Genomic DNA, 19,184 nt, shown 5'->3' on the forward strand with positions numbered 1-19,184 from the left:
AATTATATCGAAATGTTTTACAACCCAAAGCGCCGACACGGCACAAGTGATAACTTGTCACCGGTTGAGTATGAAAGGCGTTACTTTAAGAGCCTAACAGGTGTCTAGAATATCCGGGGCGGTTCAACCAGTGGATATAGTGATTGAGGCGACCTGAGGCCACTCGCCTCAGCAGGCTTGAAAAAACGATGAAACGAGACTGATCCTTGCAATCGCCACAGGATCTAAAGTGTAGCGCTACTCAATCAGGGGTGACGGCGCAGATACCACCTACCAAGTCAGCCCGGGCTTACTTCAGCGATATACGCATTAGCATCAACAGGTAAAAAAACTGTCCAAACAGTAAAACCAGTAGGATTGCAGTGGGGAGACGCCCCCCAATAACCTATACCTATTTGCAATGGAATTTACCGCTCCCAATGAGCCCAATAACCTATGAAAATTAAATAATCTTAATCAATATTATCATCAGAGACACTGGATATGTGAATCGCGTTCGCGCCATCATCACCGCTGAGATAAAGACGCAGCGCGTAAAGTAAGTCGGGGGTCCGGTCGCCTTCCGGCTTCTGGATGTTGAGTTGCACACGAGAAAAGAGTGGAATATTTGACTGCAAAATAATATCCGTCACACGCTCAACCTGCTTCGTAAGTTCTTTGGTAATTTTTTGATGCGGCTGAAGGAGCATCCTAATTTCAGGATTAGACGAGGCGCGGGCGCGCAGCAGGCCTAGCAAAAGCTCAAGTGGCTCGGTTGTAGCACGAATCCATTTACGAGCAGTCCATACGTCTTTCTCGTGTTTACGAGGTGGGCATTGATTGATCTTGTCAAGCATGGTGTTCATAACTATCAGAATATGCCGAAAGTCTGTCAGACTGAACTTATAGACGAAATGCTGTTCTCGCCAGATAGCGTATGAAAGGATACGAAGGGAATTGTGTGTTGGATTCGAAACGAGTTGGTCAAGCATGTCTTTCTGCCACTGCTCCGAAACATCTCCAAGCGCGAGGCCGACCGCTTGCCTTTCACGAATGTTACTACTATTTATCTTCCCTAATATCCATTGAATACATTCTTCATCTGCATCCTTATGCATATAGGAAAGCAGACATCGAATTTCAGAACTCACTGACTCTGGAATTTCATCTTCGGACAATAGGGCAACGAGATAATCCCTATTAGCCTTCATCATAGCGCCAAAATCTTGTGGGCATGCTGAATCGTTAACCGAGCGACCATCACGCCACACCTGAATAATTGGGAAGTAAAGCCTCTTTCGAATACTAGCAATTAGTTTTTTTTCAACTTCTTTGTCAATATTCTTCAGATATGCAGTTTCCTCATATCCTGGCTCAGCTACTTTCCAGCCAGAATATTTTCCTTGGCGCTCTCTAAGCTCGAATGATATTTCTTCCCCTTCTGCAAAATCGGCAAAGTTCAATGCGCTAATAAAGCTTTTCTGATGGATGAACACAGATTCATTGGTAGAGCTACATGAGGCAAAGGTAAAATGCCCACCTTTTTTGTCGGTCAGCCATTTCTGAATTATCACACCAGTTGTTCTTGGCCTGGGGCGGATGTAAAGATCGCGATCCAACTGTGTAATCGCGCTCTGCACCCAGTCGAGCAGGTCGGAGGTTTCATTACCGCCGGACTTTGGGAAAATCTTCAAATCATCCCAAGTCAGCGGCTTTGGATATTCCGGTGCTGGGGCATCAGTGATGACGACTTTTTCCGTACGCTGCCACGTTGCGCGAATGGGCGGAAAGGACTTATCACGTGGAGTGAAAACGAGTTTGTAAGGATCGTCCGCACCGTATTCAAAGGTCAAGTTTAATTCGCACAAGACATCTTTTTTTAAAGGAAAAGCGGATGGATTATTGAGACGTGCGGAAAAGCCCAGATCGTAAGCATTGCTGCCAATGTAGAGAGGGAACGAGTAATGCGACTTTCCGCTTGGAAGCGTGAAGTCTTCAGCAATGGGAATGGTCACGGGCTTTCCGCGAACAGGCTGTACCTTCGTGTCGCGCGAAACAAGATGAAATCGTTGGTAGAGGCCTTCCTTCATCACCTTTATTGAAAGCTCCGGAATATGATCGCGCCAAAGCGGAATATCACCTGCCTGTTCTTGCAAGGCATGGAGGCGGATGCCACCTGCAACGGGGCTCTCTGTTAGATTGATGCAGAACGCGAAGCTTCCGATACGCAGGTCACGCTTAAGGTACTCAGAGTCGATGAACACGCTCTTGGTAGGCGGAACTGCATCGTGCCACCGTTCTCGGGCATCAACCGTGGGAATGTCGTACTCTTGAGAGTCAGTTATTCCCTCATCCGTGGTGGCGATGATGACTGGTGGGCAGCGCTCCCAATAAAATCCGCGAGTTATAGGAAGCCGTTTTTTCAGGTCTTCGTCAAATCTGGCCAGTAGTTTGATTGCGCAGGTCTTGCCGCCGATGACATCTACAACAACGATAGCATAACCTTCCCCCTTAATTTTAGCTGAGTCAGCCTGTGCGAATACGGCTGCTACGCTGCGCGGTAGTGGTTCAACGTTGGAGAAACGGGCATTAAAATTGCGACGAATAGTTTCAAGCTCGAAGTCGCTTAAAACATCTGGGACGAGCCAGTAAAGCGTGTCACTCCTGAAAATATTACGCAGCCGACTAGTGAATGCGCGAGCGGCACGGTCGAAGCACTCTGATGTGTTGTCGTTGGAAAATAAGAGGTCTGGCGCAGATATAGTAGTCGATTGCGCATGAAGCCAAACTGCATCCGAATGGAAAAGTTCGAGATCGACACTCTCATCATCACGTCTCCATTGCTGCCATAGGAATGTATCCGGTAATAACTGAGCTACCTTACCATCACTGCTGGCGTAGCACGGACGTAAGGATGTGAAATCAACACAAACTGGACCAGTAATTACGCAACGCTGAATAAGCCGTGAAATGTTATTCCTTGATATATTGAACAGGGGTGGCTTTGAAGACCAAGGAAGAATTTCAAACTTCTCGTAGTCAAAAATAAGCGGCACATCAGCAAATAGATGCTTTCCGGCAGCCCACATTTTTGCGCATTGCGTCCATAGATGCATCATTTTGTTGCGTGCATCAAGCTTAGCAAGATCGCCGGCGACATCATCGTCCAAGGCCTGTAGCCAGCGCCATCCATCCCAAACTCGACGGTAATCTCGGTGAGAGAGCAGCGTATTGTTGGGCGGCAGGTTGTCCCAATTGCCAATGGCTTGTGCATCTCCGGAACGAAGCCAAGATTGTATTTTTGGCAGAAGTTCGTCCTCATGGCCGAGCGTATCTAGGCGAAGTTCAAGCAGTTCAACCAAGTGGCGAACAAATACCTTAAGCAGGCGGTTTTCCGGCAAATTGACAGACTGAAACCGACGTACGGCCTGCATGTAGGGCTTGCCCGCAAGCTTTTCCCTAATAGTGCGTCCTGGACGACTGCTGAGCTTCATGAAGCTGTTGGCATCAAGCTCACGCACGGCGTGCACAGGTAACACAGCGTGCTCACGGCGTGGGCTTTCGTTGAGAGCGTGGAGCAACCGCTCGATTGAATTACGACAGTGATCAACGATACGCCAAAGGCGGTCTCGAATTACATCGTCATTTTTTGATGAGGCATAATCTGCAATTCTTGCGAGCACCGACGACAACCCTTGCGGCAATGCTTCACCAGTCTTAGGGTCAAAATCTGCAATCCGACAATACCAATCCTGCTGCAGAAGCATGGCACGGGCTTTTTTTTCTTCAGCGCGATAGTCGGAATATATTTTCTCCAAATTGATTGTCATGACTTGGGTAGAATCCTTCCGGCCTTAGCATTATCTTCTAGCTTCCTACTAAGATCATTTCGTTGCTCAGGCGTCTTTGCTGCCCACGCCTTAAGGCGCTTGGCCTCATCTTCAGTATGCCTAAAAAGCGGATGTGGCTCTTCAATCCCGCCTGACGCCAGAGCAATCATAGGTCGACTTTCATCAAGGCAGGTATCGCCAACGTTAAGGTAATTTGCCGATTGCCAAATAAACTGACCATAGCCAAGATCGCAGGCTAAATCGAAATCTTCGGCCAGATTGAACGAATTACTGTTGATTCCTGCAACGATCTGACCGCGAATCTTGTCTAGGCACTCCGTCTTGCTCTTGCCACGCGTGTCTATACCCCGCAACTTGGGCATGACCTTCTGCACGAGTTGATCCTCGAAAGCGACATGCATCGCCCTAGCAAGCGCGTCCTTATCGGATGCTCGCTGTGCCGCACGGACATCCGGGTAATTAGCCATGTAGTATTCAATGGATTGCCAAACTCGGTGTCCGAGGGCACGGCCTGTGACCGCAAGAGAGGCATTGACTCCTTCAATGAATTTTTTGAACGGGCTGACCTGTTCGTCGGAAAAATTACTGCCTTGCGCTAGCCAACTCTGCCACGACGTTTTGTGTAGCGCCGGGCCTCGATTTTTGTCATCAAGTGGAGCAAGCTTCAGGCGACGCTTGAGTTCCGTCGGACGCGGGAAGTTGATGATGATGGATCGATCAAGCACCTTATCTGAAAGTGACTTGGTGGTTTCATCCTGGTTCATCGTCCCCGTCCACAGTACATTTCGGCCCAACGAAAGCTCATATGGTTTCATGCCCGCACCAATTTTTATTGGGATAAACGGGACATCATTGCCTTTCCTACCACGCCGCAGTTCGAGCTTGCTGAGGAATTCAGCGAAATAAAGCTCCGGATGGGCAAGGTTCATTTCATCAAGCAGAACAAGGCAAACTGCGTCTTGCAAACCCGGATAATCATTGCTCCACGGCTGCTGACTTTGTGCCAGAAAGCGGAGTATTGGTTGTGAATCGAACTTGTTGTCTATGGAATTGAAGAAACCCAGCATGGATTCTTGCGAATCCCAGTTCGGTTGAACAGAAAGCGGCTCGAAGTAGATGCCGCCAAAGTGCGAGTACAGGCGCGGTAGTTCGGATTTACCGGTTCCGGAAACCCCTGCCAGCACAGTTAACGGCGACCATTCAGCTGTTTTGAGCGCTGTGTGAAAAGCTTTAAGTATGCGCGGGTTGAAATGCAATCCATATGTTTCGCAGGCATTGCCAATGCCCGTGAGCCAAGTCATCTCATCAATCTCAGATTTCACGGGTTGTTTAATTTTGTCCATACTAATGTGCGGCATCTCGATTTCTTTGTAACGGGCTTCCGCTTCGGCGGGACGCTCATAGGGCGCACGCAGACGGTTGAGTTCGGCTTGCGCTTCGTTGGCTGCACCCTCGAAGATGGACGCCCGTTGCGCCAAAGATTTGTTCTCGGCGTTGAGCTCCGAACCTTGACGGCGCAGGTCACCAATTTCGGCAATCGACGCTTCATTAGTGACAAGTTGCCGCTCTAGCTCTTCTGCACGTGTTTTCTGGTTCCTGGCTTCCGATTCAAGGGCGAGATACCGCTCACGTATTTCCTCGGTGGGTCGGGTAGCAAGCTCTTCTCGCAAGCGCTTGAGTTCGTCGGTTTGGCTGTTCAGTGCGCGAAGGATTTCTGCGGGGTCTTTCCCGCCGAGTTGCTGTTTCAATTGCTCAAACGCACTGATAAGCCCGGTCTGAATATTCAGAGCTTCACGCAGTCGAGTATTTTCCGTCTTGAAATTAGTCTCCGCGGCCTCTAGTGACTTGCGGCGCTCCTGAATTTGTTCCTCTACTTCATCCTGCAGTTGCTCATTGCGTCTCTGCCATTGCTGCTCCAACCGTTGTTCTTTACGTTCGAGCACCTTCTCAGCGCTTTCAAGCTCTACCTTGCGACCCTCAAATTCACTCTGCAACGCAGATAGCGCACCCCTCTGTCTCTCAAATTCAGTGCGCTCGGCATTCAATTTATTGCGAGCTTCGTCCTGTTGATTCGTCCAGGATTCGCGCTCTTTGGCTATTTCCGCACGAACTCGTTCGCGCTCGAAATTTTCAGAATTCGCAATGTCATCCAGTCGCGTGGCTTTTAGTTTGGCGATTTCATCGTCAAGCTCGGAGAGCTTCCTTGCTCTGATGTTCGATATGTCCGCTTCTGCTTGATTGCGTTTGTCGCGCAACTCATTGTGCAAGGCTGCCCGTTCATCTGCGAAGCCTGCATCGCGCTTTTGTTCGGCAATAACGATGCTCCTCTCGCGCTCAGTCAGCTTGTGTTTCTCTGTTTCAATCATCTGACGATCAGAGCGAATCTGTTTCTCTTGTTCAACCAGCTTGATTTTTTCCGCCTCAATAGCCAAGTGGTCATCACGAGTCTGTTTCTCTTTTTCGAGCAAGCTAGCTTCTCGCTGTTTTAGAACAGCGTCTTTTTCTGATATTTCCATTGTCATTGCTCTATAAGTGTTTTAATCGTTGAGAAGGCTGCTTTACGAAGCTTCGCAATTTCTGCTTTAGACAATGGCAGTGGCTCGTTGCCATGCCCGCGCCGAGTGATGAGGTTTGTCATATCGTCCACAAAGGTTGGCTGCGCGTCGTGAATTGCGGTAAGTGCACCCTCATCAGACACGAGCAGTAACGCGATGACGCAAGCACCGAGAGATTGGCTGCCACCCTGCAGCGTTTGACGTACAACCCGTGTTTTGACGGTTCGCAAACTTTCGGATAAGGCATTGCAGAGTTCAGCCTCAACAGCCTTAACCTCAGCCGTACCGATGAGTTGTGTGTCACTGGTATCGGGCGGAAGCCTACCTGCCAAAACTCTCTCGAATGAAGCTTGGGCTACTGCATAAAGGTCGCCGACATAGGCAGAAGCATCATCCTCATCATGGCAAAACAGGAAAAAACGCTCCGCGTGAACCAGCCGCTCTTGCACGTTCATGCCAAGGCGGTTGAACAACTTGAAGCCAAACTCCGCCTGAACGCTGGCGCGGGCATCTAGCAGTGCATCACCTTGTGCGTCCTTATCCGGTGTGGCAGCTGGGTTGTCAGCAAACACAATGTCCGGGACGAGCGATTGAACGACTGTGCGCATGAACAGATCGTCTGTCGGTTCCTGCCGCGGCGCATCCGCGCCACCCTTGCCATGTGCTTTTTCGTTGCGCTTGGCACTGATGGCAAGAAGACGGTTTATGAGATCTGGATACGCGGCGACAATCCGATGCAAGGGGTGCCCTGCGTCATTGCGCGCCTGAAGCATAGCGATGGCAAGAACTGTCTCTTGATAGGCGCCCCCGGCCTCGAATTCCCGCAACTTACCCTCACGAATAGGCCTGAAGCCTTGCGAGGGCAGTTCACCCCCTATAATTTGCGCTGCTTGCACCAGGAGTGCAGCGTGTCGGCTCTGTTCGGTGAATCTGAGTGTTGTGATGATATTTTTGAATGGACGGATACAACAGGCATAGAACAGCGCCCATTCTATGGCGGCGTGGATTTTGGCCAAGGTTCGAAATTCTGCATTACTTGCAGGTCTTAAACTGGCAATGAGCTTCGGGTAGCGTTGCCAGTTGGCATCCGTCTCGAACGGCTCTTTTGGTCTGACGTCCTGTTTTTCGGGACGAGCACTACTTAGTAATTGTTTCCAAGTGAGCAGCCATCCAGCCAAGTTATCATCTCGCTCCAGCAGCTGCTCGAAGGCTTTTTCAAGAATCAACGAAAATCCATTACCAAACGGGTCGGCAATGCGGAACTCGCTATCGATTTTCTGAATGGCGATTGGGCAGTCGAGGTGATATAGCTCTGATTCGGCCGTTATCGTGATCTGCTGGGCGGGTGGCATCTTTTCTTCCATGCCAAAAACTGCTGCGCGTTTCTTCATGCCCCGCAATGCGTTGATGACATCGCGTGGTGTGGGCGTGTTTTTTCTGTGAGTAGAATCCCAACGGATCGTTCGAAAATCTTTATCCTCGCCTTCCTTTTTCTGCAAGGGTTTCGCATCGTCCAGCCAATGCAGGAAAGGCAGGATTTTTCCGGTGACGAGTTCGCGGAACAAAAGCGCGGTAACGAAGACCGAAGCATTGTCTTCGTATTTTAAGCCATCATCATGCTCCTGCATGATGATGGCATTGTATTCGTCAATAAATCCTTTGTCCTGCAAGCGCAGAAGAATGCCCTTGACTAAATCAAGCGGAATGCAGGTTTCAGCAGCCAGATCTACGGCATCCAGCGTGCCGACAGCATTCAGCAATTTCAGGATGACACGTTCAAATGCGTTCAAACCATCGCTATCGTTTGAACCTTTGGGCAAGGTCACGCGATACGCGTTCACCGGCCATGCGAGGTTGCGTGGTTTGCCGATGATGCCACTGAAGGGATTGGGCTTGCCGTAGTCCAGGAGCCTCAGCATGGCAGCACCACGCCTTCACTCTTACAGAGGCGAAGAAAATCCACCAATCCCGGCACAAAGTCCTCCGCAAGCTGGCTTTGCAACGCACCAGCATCACCTACCACTACCAACAATTTCTTTTGACGGCTCATGGCGACATTGAGACGGTTGTAAAGACAGAGATGTCCAAACAGTCCTCTGGCTTGTTTTTCGCTGTCATCACCCTTTGGCTTCCAGTTTTGCGGCAAGGTCCGCACCATAGAGAGGAAAACAACATCGAACTCCATGCCTTGGAAGGAGTCCACCGTTCCGACACGTAGTTGTTTGTCATCGCTCGCGATCCCGCCGAGTTCCCTTTTAAGCTGTTCCCTGATGGTGTCGGCCTGCGCCTTATAGAACGAAATTACACCGAAGGAGAGATGTTTCCCCGCATCCGACCTCATCCACGCCTGTAACTGGCGGGCAATGACGGTGGCCTCTGCTGGGCGCGTCCAACTGGTTCCGTTGCGCTGGTGTCCGCCTTTGACCGCTGGAACATCAAACCAAACAACGGGCTTTCCGTGCGTGTCAGACAGCGTGTGGGCGAAGTCACTTGCAGGCCGCCCAGATTCGAATTTCTCCGAGGGGTCGAAGCGTTCGTAAAAATTGCGACTGATAAAGCTGCCCAGCAGCGGGTGCATGCGGTATTGCTTGTCCAGCGTGACTCGGCGAGGGAATTTGTCGCCGTCCTCCAACGTTTTTAGACGGTCACTGAAAAGATACTGGAACATGGACTTTTTAAGCCAAACATTTTCGCTCTGACCCGTTTCGCCTTCCTCCATCTGGCGAGCCACCTCTTCGTCGATAATATGCGGCAACTGCCGGTGATCGCCCACTAGAATAATGCGCTTGCCTTGTGCCATCGCCACCATCAAGTCACGAGGCGATACCCGCGCGGCCTCGTCAACGATCACATATTCGTACTCCATCCCCTTCAAGTTCTCACTGGCATCACGCCCGGTGAGGCCTTTCTGCATTTGCATCCTCCTATTTACGCTTTGCTGACAAGTGGCTGCAAAAGCAAAGCTGTAATCAGAAACAGCATCCATCATTCCATAGGGATTGCCTTCGAGTTCGGCCAAAAACTCCACCAGCGCCGCGGATTTTTTGTCTTTAGCTGAGTGCCCTACTGTCTTGATAAGCTGGATAGCACGTTCCGCCAGCGCGATCACTTCGTCGTTTTGTTTGTCCACGCGAAAAACCGGCGGCCTAGTAAAACGGACAAGAAGACTCCTTTTCAGGGCTCCCAACTCCTCCAAAAACGACGGCGGGCCATCTTCGCTGCGCCAAAGGCTGGCTTCGTCGAGCAGCTTGCGTTCGTTTATTTCAAGAACATCACTCAGGTCAACCAGAGCGTCCGCCGCCCTTTCCGCGCCATCATCAGCAAAACTTTCGAAGCGCACGCGCAGACGGCGTGCAGCATCAAGGCATTGACCTGAATCGACGTTGAGTAGCTCTGCCCGCGTCAAGTTCTTACCCAGATTTTCCGCCCGCCGCGCATCATCTTCGCCAAGCACCGAAATGCCAAGCGCGGAGATTTTCCTGACAAGACTGGCGGCTAATGGGCGAGTAGGTGCCTGGACATATTGCAAGAATAAGTTTTTGATTTCCCTTTCCTGCTCCACCTCAGCAAGCTGCGGGTTACGCTCGCGCAGATCTGCTGCCAAATTAAAGCACCAGTCTTCAAGATTGCGTTCGAAAGCGCTGTAATCATCTTCCGCAGCACCTGATCGTTTGCCGAATTTCGGCACAGGCAGGCTGTTGAGTGAAAGTCGCTCAATCATGTTCTCCACTGCGTCGTGCTGAAATCCCGTTAACAGAATTTGACCTTTGACACGCGCGCCGCGCTTGTCTGCCATTTCGTTTAGGCGCTCTAAAATCGCGGCGATAACGGTGGTCTTGCCAGTGCCAGGCGGGCCTTGAATGAGAGCGATGTCGGGCGTGTTCAACGCAGCCTCAATGGCTTTTTCCTGCATTACCGTTGGGTCATTGCGAAAAACTTTCTTTCTGACAAACGCCGTAAGCGGTGGGGTCTTTTGCGGCTCACGGATTTGTGCAATTTGACCATGCTCTTCAATCAATAAACCCAGCTGAGGGTTGGCACTTCGCCCCTCCAGGATCGCTTGACGGGCGGCCATGCGACGCTCAATTTGGGTAACATCACCCTTGAGTGAGAGAATGAGCGTACCGGATGCCGAGTGCAGGGTCTCGGTTTTGAGCGCAAGTGAGCAGGTTTCCTTGTCAAAGCTTATAACTGCAAAAGAAGCCCACTCTTTGCTCTGTACGAATCTTTCTCCGATTATCTTCTCGACATCCGCAGCACTTTTTATGCCTTTCTCAAACTCTTTGAAACTCAAGCGCTCATTCAGCAAATAGTCTGGCAGTTCATCGACAAGTTCGAGCTCTGGTACTTTATTTTCAGTCAATATAGTTAGGGCTGAATCAGAGGCGTCGACGATGCGAACAGTAACAGTCCCGTCTCGCCTTTGCTCCATGTCCGTGAATTGCAGCGTACCGATTGCACGTGCTTGTTTGAGAAGTAGCTCACCTTCCACCTCACCAAACTCGTCCCACTTTTTCAAATAGCTTCCATCATCCTGTGTGAGTGCTGCCATTTGCGCTTTGGCGAGAACTTGCACTTGCCCCACCCGCGTCCAATCCAAAAAACGCAGCTTGCCTTTGACCAAGCGCAGGGCGCGGTCGGGGGCCCTCCTTCGTACAGTCAGACGGATGGCAATGAAGATGGAATTGCCATCCGGCACAGCTTTTTCAGTAGCAACGAAGCGGATGCCGTCGCCGGTGATGCAAAATGAACTTTCTCTGGTTGGCTCAGCCCCTGCGGCCTGGGGCGAGCTCTCCGCACCTGGCTTCAATTCTTCATCAATGGCGGGACCAGCGGTCAAAAAGAAAAATGCGTTTTCGTCTTGGCGAAAGCAGCAGAGATGATCAAGCTTCTCGTATAGGCGCTCACCCTTGAAGTCATACCCCGCCTTCCTCAGCCCGTCTTCTACATATTCGTCTACACCGATATCGACATCGCCCATTTCCAGGCAGTCACCTGTGAAAAATGCGATTTGCAATTCGACGCTGCCATCTACAGCAGGGCTGGCCAGTTGCGCCAGCAGGGCGCGCCCGCTAGCCAGATCGGCATTGAGGCGACGAATGTCTGCCGCTAGGACAGGGCGAACGAAGACAACGGTGTCTTTTAAGCGGATCTCAAATTCATCAGCACGGCTTGGTCGCGTATCCACCGAAAATACGGGTTGCTCTTGCAAAGCTGAGATATTGGTTGTTGGCTTGACACGGAGGCTTAGGATGTGGGCGGGAATGTCTTGAAACTTCATTTACCGCCCTCTACGAACTTGAAAGTTAGGTTTTCAGGAAAGCCTTTCGTGCCCCGCGCGGGATCAGCGGTTTTGGCCGCGAAGTTCAGTACGGCCTCGTACTCCATGTCGTCATGATTCTCGAATGAAAATGGGTAAAACAGGCGGTGCGGCAGGGCAAATTCTGTGGTGCTGGCAGAAGTCAAAACTTCCCAACGTGACGTTTGAACACGGATGAAGGCGGGTCGCTCGCTGCCGCAATAAGGACAGCTCTCGTGATCATCAGCAAAATAGCTCATCCTACATTCGGAGCAATCCAGTGAATGGTCGGCTGCCTTGATAAGCTCCAATGCCCAGAATGCCATCGCGGGGCGGCTGTGTGGGTATTCTCGGCCTCCAGTGAAGGCTTCTTGAAAAAGGCGACGGAGTCCCGGTGTTGTGACCAGTGCGCGTGGCAGGCCGCCAATGCCAACATTGGAATCATCATCTTCGTCATCGATGAACGGCAAGTAGCCAGCAAATGCCTGCTCATCAAGATCCATAGACATCTCATTCGCTTCTGGATCGGTGTCCCAACCACCTTCCTCGATATCAGGCTCCAGGACTTTCTTCCCAATGAAGGGATGACACAGCACCAGCAACTTGAAAGCCATCACCGCGAATGCCCAGCAATCCGTTCGCGGTCGGGACTGATCACGCCCCTGAACCAGCTCTGGCGCGCCGTAACCTGGCGTATAGACGGAAACGCCACCGCTTGGTAGTTCAAGTCGCATATTGTCAGCATCAATCAACCAGACATCGCCAGCAGAACCTTCACTGACGAACGCATTGTTGGTCGAGATGTCGCCATAGACCAAGCCGACACCGTGGAGTCGGGCAAGAATGGCCGCACACTTGGAAAGCGCAAAAAGGCGCCGGCGAGTAGAACCTGTATTGGCGTAATGCAGGAGCCGTAGTGCCATTTCTTTATCCCTAATAGCGGTCAGCCATTGGGGGAAAACCGTGTTTCGGTCTTCCAGTTCCTTCTTCGCTTTGCCATTCAATTCGAACATACTGAATGGCTTCATATCGCTCAATAGCCGCATCACATAGCCTGGCTCATCACGTAGGATGGCAAGGGGCAGAGATACCGGAACGCGGGCAGGTATGGGCAACAAGCGGATGTTCTGAAAGCGTTCGCGAAGGTTGGCACTTTTGTCAGGTTGACCATCTTTGAGTGGTTTTTTAATAGCTAAATCTGCATCCTTGGTGCGGAAAACTACACCCTGACCACCTCGGGCAAGTTCATCGACAAGGTAATGCTGATTACCGTATTCGTCAGCAAGCGGTTTTGATGATAGAGCCTCATCAAATTTAGACATCTGCAAATTCCTCACGGCACAAGCAGGCGAGCGTCTTATCGTCACTATGCTTGGGTGTAGGCCATTTTTCGAGCATTTCACGCGCATGGCGACTGGCACTTAACGCGGCCAGTGAACGATATCCATCAACAAAACCTGTTACAAAACCATCCACATTATTCAAATCGTCAGCTATACCATCGGTGCACAGCAAGACTGCACTACATTCCTCCTCCGGCAGCGAAAAATACTGCCAGTCCTTCGGCGACACATTTGGGGATAACGCTGTGGTGATGTTTGAAAAACCGTGGGCTTTGTCTTCAGAGAGTGACATGACAGCACCATCAGCTTTGATAGCTGCGGCAAGTCCATCACCCAGCATCCCACAGTGGATTAATCCGTCACCGATTCGGATGGCAAACAGACAGGTGGCCGAACAATCTCGCGGCTCAAGCGGTCCAATAATGGAAAGCCAATTAGTTTTTATTTTTTCAAAGAGGAAGACACGATCAATTTGGGCATTAGACATATCCGCATGGACGCGACACGCCAATGCAGCACAAGCTACTGCAAGACACGCAGCATTACTTCCAAAATTGGAGAATGGTTTTGAACCAACTCCATCGGAAACCACTACACCATCCCCCCAGGCACGGTGAAACGGCATCCATGCATCTTGGTTTGGCAAGCCTTCAGCAATGTGAGCTGGACCGCGGACGCTTGCGCCAAAGCTTTTCCAAAGCGTTACATCCATTCCTCATCCTCTTGAGGCCAGCCGTCGAGCGCAGCAAATAAATCGTCGGAAGAGAACAGCTCAGGCCCTTTGAGTTGAGGATTCGCATCTGCACCAATTTTTATGATTCTCAGCGTGTCTGGGGGCAAACCACCCTCCCACCTTTTTAGGGCTCTCACATCATCCCGAGACCAGAACCCATCAGTGAGTAGCAGAACCTTTCCGTCGAGCTTGCTATCAAACGTTTGAATGAGTGAGGAAAAATTTGTAGCTCCTGAGCATGAAAGGAGTTCAACCGGAAATTCGCTCTTTGGGCTCCAGTCAGAGATACGCTCCACCTTAGTGCTCCAAGCCCACAAAATAACCTCTGCATGCCCATAGCCATACAAAACCCATTGCGCAATGCTTGTAACCAATGTCCTCAGGATGAAGGGCTTGCCACCGTCGCTCATGCTGCCAGAAATATCGCAAATCAGATGAATCGTCACGTATTTGCCTCTATCGCTTCAGCTCGCGCAGTGATGTTGTTCATCACTATCTTTATCTGCTCAGAAAGTGATGCACCAGCCCAAAGCGTCAGTCTGGCATCTTTGATTTTTTTCTTGACCGAATCAGTATTTGGCGGAACACAGCAGGCAACGATGCCGCGACCTTCACTTCCTCCGTAGAAGCGCACAAGGTTTTGCAGCTTCATAACCTGCTCTTGCGTTACATTGCCCGCCTTGCATTCCACAATATAAAGCGAGTAGCCGTCGGTAAAAGTGATATCCAACTCGTTATATTTAGCACCGAAGCTCGAATAGCCTTTCGCTTCTCCTGAATTCAAATCAAGCTTGACATTGATGCGCAAGTCCTGGATGACGCCAGCATCTTCATAGGGCTTGCATTGAAAATAAACAAATTCCTCGAACCATCCACCAGACAGGTATTTAGCGAAATCAGGCCATTTCTCAAATACCTGATCCAATCCGTAGCCCTGGACGGATGCTGTCTCCATGTCATCCAGCTTGAAATTGAAACCATCACGACAGATTTCGAATGGTTTGAATGTATCGTTATAGTCAGCCAGTTCTCTATAAAATCTGCGCACCTTGTCACGATGTATCCAGAGAGTCTTGGTCAGAAGTTGACGATTCGGCGATATCTCATTCATGACAGAACTACCGGCGATCTCCAACTCGTCGCTATTGAGGCGTAAAAAGGTTTCTATTGAATCAATCTGCCTGATTTTTTCGCGCCGAACACTATCAATGAAAGTAACGCGACGATTCTTACTATCAAAATAAAACGGAACGGCACCAAGCTCGCGCGCAGCAGAAAGCGCGCCTGCAAACATCAATTTTGTGCCACCGGTTAAATTGATTCCAATTCGTGTTTTTTCTGGGAATTTTTTGGCCAGCTCAGTGATTTTTTTGTGAACGGCACGATCATCCCAAGGATCAACGGGGAATTCATGTAGGTCCCGGGAGCCAATAAACGCTCGCATACACGTAGCAGGGTAGTCTTTTGAATTCACAAAAATGTGATCCGCCGACTCAAATTGCCGGATACTCAACAAGGCTGGCATCCGTTGCTCACCAAACAGATGAAAGGTCACATCGAACCCGTGAGAGATATCTCGGATCACAGCCTGTTTTGCGCCGTGTCGATCAAGCCACTCGGAAGGCAAAGCTATGACTTCAGGTGCTTTACCAATAACCGACGATGCTAAGAGCCTTTTTTTAAGTTCAGGAAAGCCCAGCGCCGCAAGCGCCCAGACAAAGGCCATTACCGGGGTTCCAGGGCTAAGATAGAGCGTGACAAACTTTTCCCCAGGCTCCCCTTCCACCTCATCTAGCGTCCGCATCGCGCCTGCATAAATGCCTTCGGTGTCATTGAGTCGGTAAAGCCTTTCGCTTTTTAAACGAATGCTTGCGTCACAGCCTAGAGCGGCGACTTTCTTTTTCAGCCAAGCCTCAAAATATTCATGGGCCACAGTGGTATTGGCGAACTTAGAGACAAACTGACCAGTAGCCTTCCAATCGTCCTGTTGTCCCGTGTTTCGTATCGACGCCAACTCAAGCGCGAATGTCTTCTGCGCTTCGACCAGCTCGTTGGAATCTTTGTCCGCTCGGGTGTAACCCAGGATAACGACATCCGAATAGGACGCACCCGCAAGAGCGCCGGCAATAGGACCATCGGTATTATCAAACCCCAGAGACGCGCGAAAATCGGTGATTCCATACCATGTGAGCAGAAATGTCTTCATCGAATGCTTTCCTGAACATAGGGGCGGAACCATGTGATGTCATTCGTCATTTTGTTTACGAATACAGCTCGGCTCGGTTTTTCAATGCCTTTAAACTTACCAATACCGCCACTCACCAGCGATCCGGCATCGTCTTCGTTCATACAAAACGCTACTCGTAATTCGAAAGAGGAGAAAAGATCTTTGCAGGTGCTGCCACAGCGCTGCCAACGTTCTACAAACGTAAAAACAAACGTCCCCTTCCTAGGGCCATCCTCGGCGATACGCTTTAACAGGTCAGCTGGGGTTGGTGGCTCACCAGGCTTGGGCGATCTAAACGCAGGGGCAGGCTGTAGCGCTTTCTCGGCATCTAGGCCATCGATAATTAATGCGATGCGGCGATTCCCAATATTGTCTGATATCGCTTGCAATGGCAGCGCGAAAATATCATCGAACTCTTTGAAGCGTGCACCGAGCATTTGCGCTGCGGTGGAGAACCCTCCTCCCGGAGAGACCCCACGTGCATTAAAATATACAATTTCGTCAAAGCTGTTTGCGAAAGCAAAGCTAGAAAGCATAGTAGCCAGGAGGCCATCGTGAATGTGATCGTTGTAGCCGCTAAATAGAATATTAAACGCGGATCGACGAGTAAGTGGCACCGACAACGGGCTTGCATCGAATGCAAGGCTTTCGCCCAAAAGAAGTGCTTCTTCGTGCGCAAAAGCTGCCTGGTATTCAGAGTGAGACGGCATCTGAGGAAGGGATGCTCCGCTAAAGACTTTCGTTTTGGGGGCCGCCCCAGAAAGACGAGAACGCCCTATCAGCTTCATGAGCAAATCGCGCCGATGTTCACTTTCTCCGGCGAATGGAATCATGAACTTCACATTGCCAGATTTGGCACCGTTGGCATTGTTGATGATGCCTTCAGGTGGGCTTCGCAGGTCAGCGGCTGCCCAGTTACCACTTCCGAGGATCATCGCGGAATCTTCCTGCCCACAAGCCAGTGCAATACGGCATCCCAGCTGGGTGATGATGCTTCCGAGGGACTGTGCGTTGATGCCTTTAAGAGTCTGAGTAGCCAGAAGGATGTGAATGCCGAAGGAACGCCCTTGTTTCAGGAGCTTCGAGAGCAGCTGCTCGGCGGCTTCTGCAACCTGGCGACCTTCTGAAAACAATATCTGGAATTCATCTATGACCAACAGGACGCGGGGCAACCGTACTCCGCTTGATTTTCGGTATTCGGCGAAATTGTTGACATTTTCGGACTTGAACAAGCGGGCACGTATTTCCAGTTCACCTACAAGATGCCGCAGCACAGTGACGCCATACTCAGGATCACTTTCCGTAGCGACAAGGCGGGCATGCGGGACTGGCGGGGTTGCGTAAACATTGAACTCCGTCGACTCCTTGTAATCCAGCAGATAAAGATCAAGCTCTTCGGGCGAATATTTCTCGCATAGCGTGTGAATCAAAACATGGAGTAGATTGGATTTACCCGAGCCCGTCTTCCCCGCAAGTAGCGCATGATGCTCGGAATCCGTCGCGCCTAGTCTCAGGCTGGCGAAGTCGCCAGCGGGGGTCCAGCCAATGGGAATATCAAAGCCACCAAGGGTCGTTTCTCCATTAACGAAACCTGCCCAGAGATCAGGCATTGTTTTCTTGAAGCGCGTATTAGCAACACAATCTTCAACGAGCCTTGCCATAAAGCGATCCAGCACATCAGGTCGCGGCCATTGCTCCGGCTGATATGTGAATGACAGATCGCCAGTCCCGGCACTTTGCAACAGCTCATCCAGTTGTGTGGTCGAATTTTTTAGCGTGGCGCTGAACTTTTCGTATCGTCTGTCTTCCATGCGCTGCCCATCAATAGAAATGATAGGCAACACACCGCAACGTGGGCCGTTCTCGCAAATGCGCCCAAGGAACCAGAGAGATTTGTCCGATAGCTGCTCTGGAATATCAAAAAGCAGCACTACTCTGTAAGGCAACGGTGCTTCAGGGTTGATCGCATTGTATTCCGACCAGTTGAATGCCTTTTCAGTGAACCTCTGCTGGATCATCTCCTCAATTTCGTCCGTCAGCTTGCCAAGCCCAGCCTCTATTTCGTCCGACCGAGTGAGAACATGACCTTGCGGCACCAATTGCTCAACCTTCAGTAATGGCAGGAACGGCTCGACCGCTTGTCCCTGCTGTAGTGGGTCAATCAGCGTCAACTCCACTTGACCGGGTGGCAAAGCCGACAGCAACCGTAATAAGAGACAATGTGCGAGCCGCTTTTGCTCTGCATCGCTTTGCGGCATAAAAAGAGCGCTGGAGAAAGGAAATGAGATGACCTTAGGAACATGCAAAGAGAGCTGGCCGAAAGAGACCTGCTGCGAGCCAACCACAAGACCTGCTGGAATTTCCGATGCCAGCAAAGGTTTATCTACACCAAAATCTACCAAAGCGGGCTGACGCTGTCTTAGCTGTGAACTTGCCTGCGCTATCGCAGTTGCGTGTTTTTCCCATTCTTTGGCAAAGCCTGCCTGCCAATTCGATTTTCTGACTCTCAGATTACGCTCCTGATCCTCGCTTAATGCTTTTTTAGTGGCGTTGAATTCGCGGTCGATGCGCGCCAAACCTTCTTGATAGTCCGCTATTACCTTGTGTAGTTTGGCAATCACATCTTGAAAATCTCTCGCGCTTGCCTTCATCGAGTCCACCCGCTGTCTTCGAACTGGAGAGCTCGCGCGTCATTCAAGGTGCGATCAATGTCGAACGTTTTCTGCTGGAAATCAGCATTGAAAATGCGAAGCGAATCAACCTCCTTGAGGATCGGATCAAGTACATCGTCAACAATGGATGCGCCGAAAGTATCACGCACTCCCTCGCGGAAGCTTCCAGCACACATTGCAGCCATTCCAAAGACCTCATCAAACATTGACATCCTCCCCTTCCATATCACCGTCAATTGGAAGTTCGAGAACATAGTCGCTAGCTACTGAGATTATGGGAAATAAGGGGGCACAAATAGTGCTAGGCACTAAGTAGTTGGATTCGAACTCAGGGTTCTTGGCCCTGATTTCGTCTACGAATGCGCGCCACTCTCCCTCGGACAACTCAATCGATCTGCAATCAACTGTTAGCTCCAAGAGGCGTGCGGTGGCCGTATCCACGCCATCCATATCTCCCGCATTGACTGCACGTTGGAGGACGTCAACTTCAGCTCGTACTCGCGGCAGAAGCTCTGGGCTTACAAC

General features: G+C 50.6%; 11 protein-coding genes. 1 reads left to right on the plus strand and 10 read right to left on the minus strand.

All coding sequences use genetic code 11. From position 1 onward, the window contains the following. Positions 1 to 108, plus strand: a 108-nt coding sequence (locus HP566_RS15035) for an IS3 family transposase (protein WP_249977300.1), incomplete at its 5' end; no start/stop codon positions are given. 344 nt (positions 109 to 452) lie between these two features. Here HP566_RS15035 and HP566_RS15040 read toward each other — a convergent pair. The 10 genes from HP566_RS15040 to HP566_RS15085 are packed head-to-tail and all read right to left on the minus strand — an operon-like array spanning position 453 to position 18,865. Beyond that, positions 453 to 3,809, minus strand: coding sequence for a DUF2357 domain-containing protein (locus HP566_RS15040; RefSeq protein WP_249978093.1), 3,357 nt, complete (start codon positions 3,807 to 3,809; stop codon positions 453 to 455). Further along, positions 3,806 to 6,346, minus strand: coding sequence for a chromosome partitioning protein ParA (locus HP566_RS15045; RefSeq protein WP_249978094.1), 2,541 nt, complete (start codon positions 6,344 to 6,346; stop codon positions 3,806 to 3,808). Before HP566_RS15045 ends, HP566_RS15040 begins: the two co-directional genes overlap by 4 nt. 2 nt (positions 6,347 to 6,348) lie before the next feature. Then, a complete protein-coding gene (locus HP566_RS15050; RefSeq protein ID WP_249978095.1) occupies positions 6,349 to 8,304 on the minus strand; it encodes a hypothetical protein in 1,956 nt (651 codons plus the stop codon). After that, positions 8,298 to 11,666, minus strand: a complete 3,369-nt coding sequence (locus tag HP566_RS15055; RefSeq protein WP_249978096.1) for a DEAD/DEAH box helicase — start codon at positions 11,664 to 11,666, stop codon at positions 8,298 to 8,300. The genes HP566_RS15050 and HP566_RS15055 overlap by 7 nt, the downstream gene beginning before the upstream one ends. Further along, positions 11,663 to 13,006: a serine/threonine protein kinase gene (locus HP566_RS15060; protein ID WP_249978097.1), complete on the minus strand. Its 1,344-nt coding sequence runs from the start codon at positions 13,004 to 13,006 to the stop codon at positions 11,663 to 11,665. Before HP566_RS15060 ends, HP566_RS15055 begins: the two co-directional genes overlap by 4 nt. Further along, positions 12,999 to 13,739, minus strand: coding sequence for a PP2C family serine/threonine-protein phosphatase (locus HP566_RS15065; RefSeq protein WP_249978098.1), 741 nt, complete (start codon positions 13,737 to 13,739; stop codon positions 12,999 to 13,001). The genes HP566_RS15060 and HP566_RS15065 overlap by 8 nt, the downstream gene beginning before the upstream one ends. Beyond that, positions 13,730 to 14,206: a VWA domain-containing protein gene (locus HP566_RS15070; RefSeq protein WP_249978099.1), complete on the minus strand. Its 477-nt coding sequence runs from the start codon at positions 14,204 to 14,206 to the stop codon at positions 13,730 to 13,732. The genes HP566_RS15065 and HP566_RS15070 overlap by 10 nt, the downstream gene beginning before the upstream one ends. Continuing rightward, on the minus strand, positions 14,203 to 15,966 hold the full coding sequence (locus tag HP566_RS15075) for a Card1-like endonuclease domain-containing protein (RefSeq protein ID WP_249978100.1): 1,764 nt from the start codon (positions 15,964 to 15,966) through the stop codon (positions 14,203 to 14,205). Before HP566_RS15075 ends, HP566_RS15070 begins: the two co-directional genes overlap by 4 nt. Continuing rightward, positions 15,963 to 18,638, minus strand: coding sequence for an FtsK/SpoIIIE domain-containing protein (locus HP566_RS15080; protein WP_249978101.1), 2,676 nt, complete (start codon positions 18,636 to 18,638; stop codon positions 15,963 to 15,965). The genes HP566_RS15075 and HP566_RS15080 overlap by 4 nt, the downstream gene beginning before the upstream one ends. Beyond that, entirely contained in the window at positions 18,635 to 18,865 is a 231-nt protein-coding gene (locus HP566_RS15085; RefSeq protein ID WP_249978102.1) for a hypothetical protein, read from the minus strand. The genes HP566_RS15080 and HP566_RS15085 overlap by 4 nt, the downstream gene beginning before the upstream one ends. Positions 18,866 to 19,184: the final 319 nt, after the last annotated feature.

Source organism: Vreelandella olivaria (genome assembly GCF_023507745.1).
In the GTDB taxonomy this organism is placed as follows: Bacteria; Pseudomonadota; Gammaproteobacteria; order Pseudomonadales; family Halomonadaceae; genus Vreelandella; species Vreelandella olivaria_A.